The sequence below is a fragment of the Succinatimonas hippei YIT 12066 genome (assembly GCF_000188195.1).
GTDB lineage: Bacteria > Pseudomonadota > Gammaproteobacteria > Enterobacterales > Succinivibrionaceae > Succinatimonas > Succinatimonas hippei.
Genome location: NZ_GL831043.1, coordinates 1 through 7,526, shown reverse-complemented (window position 1 = coordinate 7,526; position 7,526 = coordinate 1). Strand labels below are relative to the sequence as shown.

Here is a 7,526-nt window from a genome sequence, read left to right as displayed (position 1 = left end):
GTTACTTATCTAGATCCGCAACTTTTAAGTTTAACAAATTAATTACATAATATAATAATATTTTATATTTTATAAATTTATATAACAAAATAAGTTAGAAAAGCGGTAATTTTTAAGAAAAAATCGTTGGAAAAGTGGTAAAAATTGCAAAATTTTTTTTAGAAAAGCGGTAATTTTAGTTTTGATAGATTATATTTAAAGTTAAATATATTTTTACCGTGGAAAAAGATATGCTGAAAAGAAAAATTGATTCGTTTATAAAAGAATTTTTTAGACGATCTAAAAATGCGTTACTGATAACCGGAGCACGGCAGATAGGTAAAACTTTTTCTGTAAGGGAATTCGGGAAAAAATTTGAGAGTTTTATAGAAATAAATTTTGTAGAAAATCAAAGTGCGGTAGAAATTTTCAAAACGGCAAAAAACAGCGCTGATATTTTGTTGCGTCTGTCAGCCATGACGAATATCCCTTTAATTAAAGGAAAAACCTTAATCTTTTTTGATGAGGTGCAAAAATGTCCGGAAATTGTTACCGCAATTAAGTTTTTAGTAGAAGAAGGATCTTATAGGTACATATTAAGCGGATCTTTACTTGGGGTTGAATTACGGGATTTACGCTCAGTTCCGGTAGGATATTTGGAAGTTAAGGATATGTATCCTCTTGATTTTGAGGAATTTCTTATTTGTAATAATGTTAATAAAGCTATTATTTCCCATATTAAAGACGCTTTTTATGAAAAAAGGTCCGTGGACGATGTAATTCATGTAAAACTCTTGGAGCTGTTTCGTTTGTACCTTGTTGTCGGAGGAATGCCGGCTGCGGTAAGTAAATATCTTGAAACGAATAATCTTCAGGAGGTTTTAGCGGTTCAGCAGGAAATTATTCGCTTATATAAATGGGATATTTCTCAATATGCTTATAAAAACAAGCTAAAGATTGAAGAAATTTTTGATTTAATTCCGTCGGAGCTTAATGCTAAAAATAAGCGTTTTATTTTAAAAAGCCTGAATCAAAACGCTAAATTTACCTATTACGAAGACAGTTTTTTATGGTTGAAAAATGCCGGAGTAGCTTTGCCCGTATATAACGTAGAAGAACCTAAGGTTCCGCTATTATTGGCAAAGTCAAGAAATCTGTTTAAATTATTTCAAAGCGATGTCGGCTTATTGGCTGCTCAATATTCGGACGGCATTCAATTAAAAATAATTATGGGGCAATCGGATATTAATTTCGGGGCGATTTACGAAAATGCGGTGGCACAGGAATTAGCCGCACACGACTTTAATTTGTATTATTTCAACAGTAAAAAGCAAGGCGAACTTGATTTTGTCGTTGAAAAAGACGGCATGATTTTACCTATAGAGGTAAAGTCGGGAAAAGATTATGCTGTTCACCGAGCTTTAACTAACATTTTGGAAAATTCTGAATACAATATTAAAGAAGCGCTGGTACTTAGTAATGCAAATATTAAACAAATCGGCAAGATCTTATACGCTCCGATATATATGGTGATGCTTATTGAAAAAAAGAAGGAAAAACCCCTTATCTATAAAATAGATTTGTCAGCAGTTTCTTAGTCAAGTTAAAAGTTTTATTTGCTTAAATAAACTTAAACCATCGGCAAAATTTTAGGCTTTTGCAGTAATCGGCTATAATGGCTCACATAGTTTTAGAGGATTTTTTATGTTTGATAATCTTACCGAGCGTCTAAACCGAACATTAAAGAATATTAGCGGTAAAGGCCGTATTACCGAAGACAATATTAAAGATACGCTGCGCGAAGTCAGAACCGCCCTGCTTGAAGCGGATGTTGCTTTGCCGGTGGTTAAATCATTTACACAAAAGGTCAAGGAAAAAGCTTTAGGTCAAGAAGTAAGTTTAAGCTTAACTCCCGGACAGGAATTTATTAAGACCGTCTATGCTCAATTAGTTGAAACCATGGGCGGAGAAACTGCCGAGCTTAATTTAGCCACACAGCCTCCTGCAGTTATTTTGCTTGCAGGTTTGCAAGGTGCCGGTAAAACCACGTCAGCTGCAAAACTTGCTTTATATATTAAAGAACGCCTTAAAAAGAAAGTTTTAATGGTGTCTGTCGATACGTATCGCCCCGCAGCTATCGATCAGCTATTAACTTTGGCTAAGGAAATTAACGTGGATGCCTTCCCGTCAGATCCTAAGTCAACTCCTGAAGCTATTGCCGCAGCGGCTCTTGCTGAAGCAAAGGCTCGTTTTTATGACGTGTTAATCGTCGATACTGCAGGTCGTCTTGCCGTTGACGAATTCATGATGGATGAAGTTAAAAAGCTTCATGCAGTAGTAAATCCTATCGAGACCTTATTCGTCGTTGATGCCATGACCGGTCAGGATGCAGCCAATACAGCAAAGGCATTTGCCGAAGCTCTGCCGCTTACCGGTGTGATTTTGACTAAAGCTGACGGCGATGCGCGCGGCGGTGCTGCTTTATCCGTACGCGAGATCACCGGAAAGCCGATTAAGTTTATCGGTATGGGTGAAAAAGTTGCAGCGTTGGAGCCTTTTCATCCTGATCGCATAGCATCTCGTATTCTTGATATGGGTGATTTGCTGTCATTAATTGAGCAATTGCAGCGCAGTACCGATGTTGAGAAAGCCAAGAAGATGGCTGAGAAAATCAAAAAGGGAAAGGGATTTACCTTTGATGATTTCTTGTCTCAGCTGCAGGAAATGAAAAAAATGGGTGGTCTTACCGGTCTTATGGATAAGCTTCCCGGCATGGGTAATTTAAGCGATCAGATAAAAAGCAAAGTTAACGATAAGCAGCTTTTGCATATGGAAGCAATAATTTGCTCTATGACTAAAAAAGAAAGACGCAAACCGGAAATTATTAAGGGTTCCCGTAAGCGTCGTATCGCAGCAGGTGCCGGTGTTCAGATCCAAGAGGTTAATCAGCTTCTAAAGCAGTTTGAAATGATGCAGAAGATGATGAAGAAGATGGGCTCAGGCGGTATGCGTAATATGATGCGCGGCATGATGGGCGGATTATCGCGCATGGGAATGGGCGGAATGCCGAATTTCCCCGGAATGGGCGGAATGTTCAAAAGATAACTTGAACATTAAAAAGAGGGCGGATTAAATTTTCCGCCCTTTTTGTTTGCAAAATATGATCTTGCTTTAAAAGCAAGCGGCATTAATAGCTTAATATTAGATAATAACAAGAAACGTAAGGAGTTTTGTTATGAAATGCCGCATTATCTGTCATATGATTTCATCAATTGACGGGCGACTTAAAACCGCCCGTTGGACCAAGCCTTTTATTAAAACCGACATTTCAACGGTATATGACGAGGCGGCAAATCTTTATCATTATGACGGCTGGATTATAGGCCGCAAGACTATGTCCGAGCTTGATGATTCAATAAGTGAAAAAGAATCCTCTCTTACGGATGTGATTGTTGATCGTTTGCCCTTTATCGGGGATTTTTCAGGAAAAAAGCTAGGTATAGTTTTTGATTTAAAAGGAAAGCTTCATTATAAGACATGCTTGCTGCCAAGCGGCGAGCACATAGTTGCGGTAGTATCACCTAATGTAAAAAGCGAATATTTAGATGAGTTAAAGCAGGTCGGCGTCTCTTATATCTTTGCTAAAGACGGATATGAGGCAATTGCAGAGGTAATAAGAGATCTTGAAAAATACTTTGCAGTGAAAAATCTGCTGCTTGAAGGCGGCGGAGCGGTGAACGGATCATTTTTAAAAGCAAAGCTTATAAATGAGTTCAGTATTCTTGTTTATCCCAGCGTTGACGGAATGTCAGGAATTGACTCAATCGTAAATTATCAAGGTGAAGATAAGAGCGATATTCCGGGTAAAGGAGCGCAGTTGCATTTACTTACATGTGAAAAGTTTTCAGGAGACGTAGTATTGCTGCGTTACGCTGTGTCATACGCTGATTAATACTTTTTAGCTTTGTATATTTTTTAAGCCGATAGTTTTTCGGGATATGTTTCTCGTCCGTAAATATTTTGGTGTACGTCTTGATTTTTGCGATAAATCGAGTATGATCGCACAACTGTATTTATTTAACACAGCGATTTATTTTAAATCGCTAAACTTATAGGTAAATTACGAAATGGTAGTCATTCGTTTACGTCGTCTCGGCGCTAAAAAGCGTCCGTTTTATCACGTAGTAGTTGCTGATTCTCGTTTCTCAGCAACCGGTCGTTTTATCGAAAAGGTCGGTTTCTTTAACCCGATCGCTTGCGGTAATGAAGTTCGCTTACGTCTTGACGTTGAAGCTATTCAGAACTGGATCGCCAAGGGTGCTCAGCCTTCTCCGCGCGTACAGCGCTTATTGAAAGAGAATGAGATGGGACCTGAAGCCGTCGCTAAGTACAAAGCTGACAAGCACGCTGCTGAAGTCGCTTTCCGTAAGGCAAAGGCCGAAGCTGAAGCTGCTGCCAAGGCTGCTGAAGCCGCTCAGGCTTAATAATCAATCTGCTGTATGGCAGGTGATGTTCCGCGCCCCATGGGCAGATTAGGTTCTACCTATGGAATAAAAGGCTGGTTGAAAGTTCAGTCTTTTACCGAGCAACCTGAAAACCTTTTTGACTACTCGCCATGGTTTATTCGCCGGCGTGGGGAAGAATGGCGTGAGGTTCAGGTCGAAGCTTGGAAACCGCATGGTGACGGTTTTATTGTAAAACTCAATGCGGTTGATGTCCGGGAAGAAGCTCAGCTTTATACCGGCATGGAAATAGGGATCAAGCGCTCAAGCTTGCCTCCTGCTTCTGAAGGTGAATTTTACTTGTGCGACCTTGAAGGGTGCAAAGTAATTGGCCTGAATGAAGTTGAACTCGGCGTTGTGTCGAGAATTATGGATCACGGAGCCGCTCCTTTATTAGTGGTGTCTCCCTCTGACCGCACGAAGAATGGTCCTAAAGAAAGACTCATTCCTTGTGTAATTGGCCCGATTATTACCTCAATTGATCTCGAGGCTAAGATAATCAGGGCAGAGTGGGGCGAAGATTACTAAACATGTGGTTTGGTGTTGTTTCGCTCTTCCCGGAAATGTTCAGTGCTGTTACTGAGTCGGGAGTAACTCGTCGCGCATGTGAAAAAGGATTAATTTCCGTCACGTGTTTTAACCCGCGCGATTACGCTTACGACAAGTATAAGACCGTGGATGATAAGCCGTACGGCGGCGGTCCCGGTATGTTGATGAAAGTACAGCCGCTGCGTGATGCTATAAACGCAGCTCGAGCTAAGGCTCCTGCCGGGACTAAAGTAGTATGCATGTCTCCTCAAGGAGAGCGTCTCAACCACTCACTGGTCACGCGATTCCATGATTGGGGTTCGATTATCTTGGTAGCAGGCCGCTACGAAGGTATTGATGAGCGAATCCTTCAGAAAGAAGTCGATCTGGAGGTGTCAATCGGTGACTACGTGCTGTCGGGAGGCGAATTACCCGCCATGTGTGTCATCGATGCAGTTTCGCGGATGGTGCCGGGAGTTCTCGGTGATATCCGTAACGCGGAGGAAGATTCCTTTGCACAAGGTTTGCTGCATTTCCCTCAGTATACAAGACCTGAGGAAATCGACGGTGACAAAGTTCCTGAGATTTTATTAAGCGGCGATCACGCAAAGATTCGACTCTGGAGATTACAGCAAGCAGTGGTCCGTACTTATGAAAGACGGCCGGATTTACTGCAAATACGTGGTCTTGACGCAACGGAGCTCAAGCTTCTTTGCCAATACCTCAAAGCTCAAGGGCGTGAGGACGAGGCCGAACAGTTTTTTAATACATTAAGGGTAGGTAATTAAAATGGCAAGCCATCCGATTATTGATCAGTTGGAAAAAGAGCAGCTTCGTTCCGACATTCCTGAATTCAATCCGGGCGATACCGTTCGTGTTGAAGTTCGCGTTGTCGAAGGTGATAAGAGCCGTTTGCAGGCTTTTGAAGGCAACGTTATCGCTAAGCGTAACCGTGGTTTGAACTCTTCTTTCACCGTTCGTAAGATTTCATCAGGTGAAGGCGTAGAGCGTGTATTCCAGACCCATTCTCCGCTTATCGCTTCAATTACCGTTACCCGTCGCGGTGACGTACGTCGTGCCAAGCTTTACTACTTACGTAAGCTTTCCGGCAAGGCAGCTCGTATTCGCGAGAAGGTCTAATAATAAGATATTATTTAGCTTATTATTCGTTCAAGAAGGCAGGCGACGTCCTGCTTTCTTCGTCTCTGTCCCTCCCTTTTGCTTTTCAATGCCTTTTTGTTATTTTGTCAAATAAAAATTAAGTATTGGCTATACTCTGAAAAATCCGTTACCTTCAACTTATAAGACATTATTTTCAGGTGTATATGGAATATTTAACTTTAAATAACAGCATAAAAATGCCGATTTTGGGATTAGGCACTTGGGATTTACGCGGCCCTTCAGGTTATAGGGCGATTCTTTCGGCTTTGACGAGCGGGTACCGTCTTATTGATACCGCTAAGATGTACGCAAATGAGGACATCGTAGGCAAGGCCTGTAAAGACAGTAATATTTCCCGTGAAGAGTTGTTTATCACGACGAAATTCAGCGGCTCTTATGCTTCATACGAAGGCGTAAGAAGCGGTATTGATGAGTCGATTTCCTTATTTAATGATAGTTATATTGATTTAGCTTTAATTCATGAGCCTTACGGGGATATTTTCGGTATGTACGAAGCTTTAAAGGAAGCGCTTTATTGCGGGAAGGTTCGTGCTGTCGGAATTTCCAATTTTAATAAAGACCGTTACTTGTCCTTCATTGAGCGCTGCGGTTTGATCCCTGCTGTTAATCAAATTGAATCCCATGTGTATTTTTCACAGCTTGATTTTAAGCAATTGCTAAATGACCGCGGAACACAGATGCAGGCATGGGCTTCTTTTACTGAAGGTCGCAGAAATGTTTTTTTAGAGCCGGTATTGGTTGAAATTGCCGAAAAATATAATAAAACAGCAGCTCAAGTGGTTTTGCGTTACCAAATAGAACACGGTATTGCAGTTATACCGAAAAGCGCTGATGAAAAAAGGCAGCAGGAAAATTTAAATGTTTTTGATTTTAATTTAAGTACAGAAGATAAAGCACAAATTTTGAGACTTGATCGTAAAAAGTCTTTATTTAATTGGTATTAATTTTTGTCATAGGGAGAAAATTATCCATGTTAAAGCTCTTTGCCGCATTGTTTATAGCATTATCGTCACTGACAGCACAAAGCGCAGATCTTAATTTAAAGAAGGATAATTTAGAAATCGGAAAATTTAATTTTGAAACTAAAAGGGTGCTGCTTAACAGCGGTTATTATATACCGCTAGTGGGGCTCGGCACCTACAGTTTAAATCATGATGAGTGTATGCTGTCGGTAGGCACTTTACTAAAATCAGGCGGACGTTTGATTGATACGGCATATATGTATCACAATGAAAAGAGCGTGGGGTAGGCGGTAAGGGAATTAGGCGTGCCGCGCGAAGAAATGTTTGTTACAACTAAGATTTATCAAAAAAAGATCAGCGGCTAAAACCCCGT

Annotated in this window: 8 protein-coding genes and 1 pseudogene; all 9 read left to right on the top strand. The window is 40.7% G+C overall.

Features of this window, described 5'->3' with window-relative positions; translation table 11 throughout:
* The first annotated feature begins 230 nt into the window (after positions 1 to 230).
* Positions 231 to 1,577 (top strand): ATP-binding protein, encoded by a 1,347-nt coding sequence (locus tag HMPREF9444_RS07485; protein ID WP_040909400.1) that lies wholly within the window; start codon positions 231 to 233, stop codon positions 1,575 to 1,577.
* 106 nt (positions 1,578 to 1,683) lie between these two features.
* Positions 1,684 to 3,084, top strand: coding sequence for a signal recognition particle protein (gene ffh, locus HMPREF9444_RS07480; RefSeq protein ID WP_009143807.1), 1,401 nt, complete (start codon positions 1,684 to 1,686; stop codon positions 3,082 to 3,084).
* Between the two features lie 130 nt (positions 3,085 to 3,214).
* Positions 3,215 to 3,931, top strand: a complete 717-nt coding sequence (locus tag HMPREF9444_RS07475) for a dihydrofolate reductase family protein (protein ID WP_040909399.1) — start codon at positions 3,215 to 3,217, stop codon at positions 3,929 to 3,931.
* A 175-nt stretch (positions 3,932 to 4,106) separates the two neighbouring features.
* Positions 4,107 to 4,337 (top strand): annotated as a pseudogene (rpsP, locus tag HMPREF9444_RS11275) (30S ribosomal protein S16); the annotation flags it as partial.
* 141 nt (positions 4,338 to 4,478) lie between these two features.
* Positions 4,479 to 5,009: a ribosome maturation factor RimM gene (gene rimM / locus HMPREF9444_RS07465; RefSeq protein WP_009143803.1), complete on the top strand. Its 531-nt coding sequence runs from the start codon at positions 4,479 to 4,481 to the stop codon at positions 5,007 to 5,009.
* A 2-nt stretch (positions 5,010 to 5,011) separates the two neighbouring features.
* Positions 5,012 to 5,797, top strand: a complete 786-nt coding sequence (gene trmD, locus HMPREF9444_RS07460; RefSeq protein WP_009143802.1) for a tRNA (guanosine(37)-N1)-methyltransferase TrmD — start codon at positions 5,012 to 5,014, stop codon at positions 5,795 to 5,797.
* 1 nt (position 5,798) lies between these two features.
* Positions 5,799 to 6,149 (top strand): 50S ribosomal protein L19, encoded by a 351-nt coding sequence (gene rplS, locus HMPREF9444_RS07455; protein WP_009143801.1) that lies wholly within the window; start codon positions 5,799 to 5,801, stop codon positions 6,147 to 6,149.
* A gap of 185 nt (positions 6,150 to 6,334) precedes the next feature.
* Positions 6,335 to 7,135, top strand: a complete 801-nt coding sequence (locus HMPREF9444_RS07450) for an aldo/keto reductase (RefSeq protein ID WP_009143800.1) — start codon at positions 6,335 to 6,337, stop codon at positions 7,133 to 7,135.
* 26 nt (positions 7,136 to 7,161) lie between these two features.
* Positions 7,162 to 7,440 (top strand): hypothetical protein, encoded by a 279-nt coding sequence (locus tag HMPREF9444_RS07445; RefSeq protein WP_009143799.1) that lies wholly within the window; start codon positions 7,162 to 7,164, stop codon positions 7,438 to 7,440.
* Positions 7,441 to 7,526: the final 86 nt, after the last annotated feature.

Coding starts and splice junctions, on each gene's coding strand:
- HMPREF9444_RS07485 (WP_040909400.1), top strand. CDS start 231: ATGCTGAAAAGAAAAATTGATTCGTTTATAAAAGAATTTTTTAGACGA.
- ffh (WP_009143807.1), top strand. CDS start 1,684: ATGTTTGATAATCTTACCGAGCGTCTAAACCGAACATTAAAGAATATT.
- HMPREF9444_RS07475 (WP_040909399.1), top strand. CDS start 3,215: ATGAAATGCCGCATTATCTGTCATATGATTTCATCAATTGACGGGCGA.
- rimM (WP_009143803.1), top strand. CDS start 4,479: ATGGCAGGTGATGTTCCGCGCCCCATGGGCAGATTAGGTTCTACCTAT.
- trmD (WP_009143802.1), top strand. CDS start 5,012: ATGTGGTTTGGTGTTGTTTCGCTCTTCCCGGAAATGTTCAGTGCTGTT.
- rplS (WP_009143801.1), top strand. CDS start 5,799: ATGGCAAGCCATCCGATTATTGATCAGTTGGAAAAAGAGCAGCTTCGT.
- HMPREF9444_RS07450 (WP_009143800.1), top strand. CDS start 6,335: ATGGAATATTTAACTTTAAATAACAGCATAAAAATGCCGATTTTGGGA.
- HMPREF9444_RS07445 (WP_009143799.1), top strand. CDS start 7,162: ATGTTAAAGCTCTTTGCCGCATTGTTTATAGCATTATCGTCACTGACA.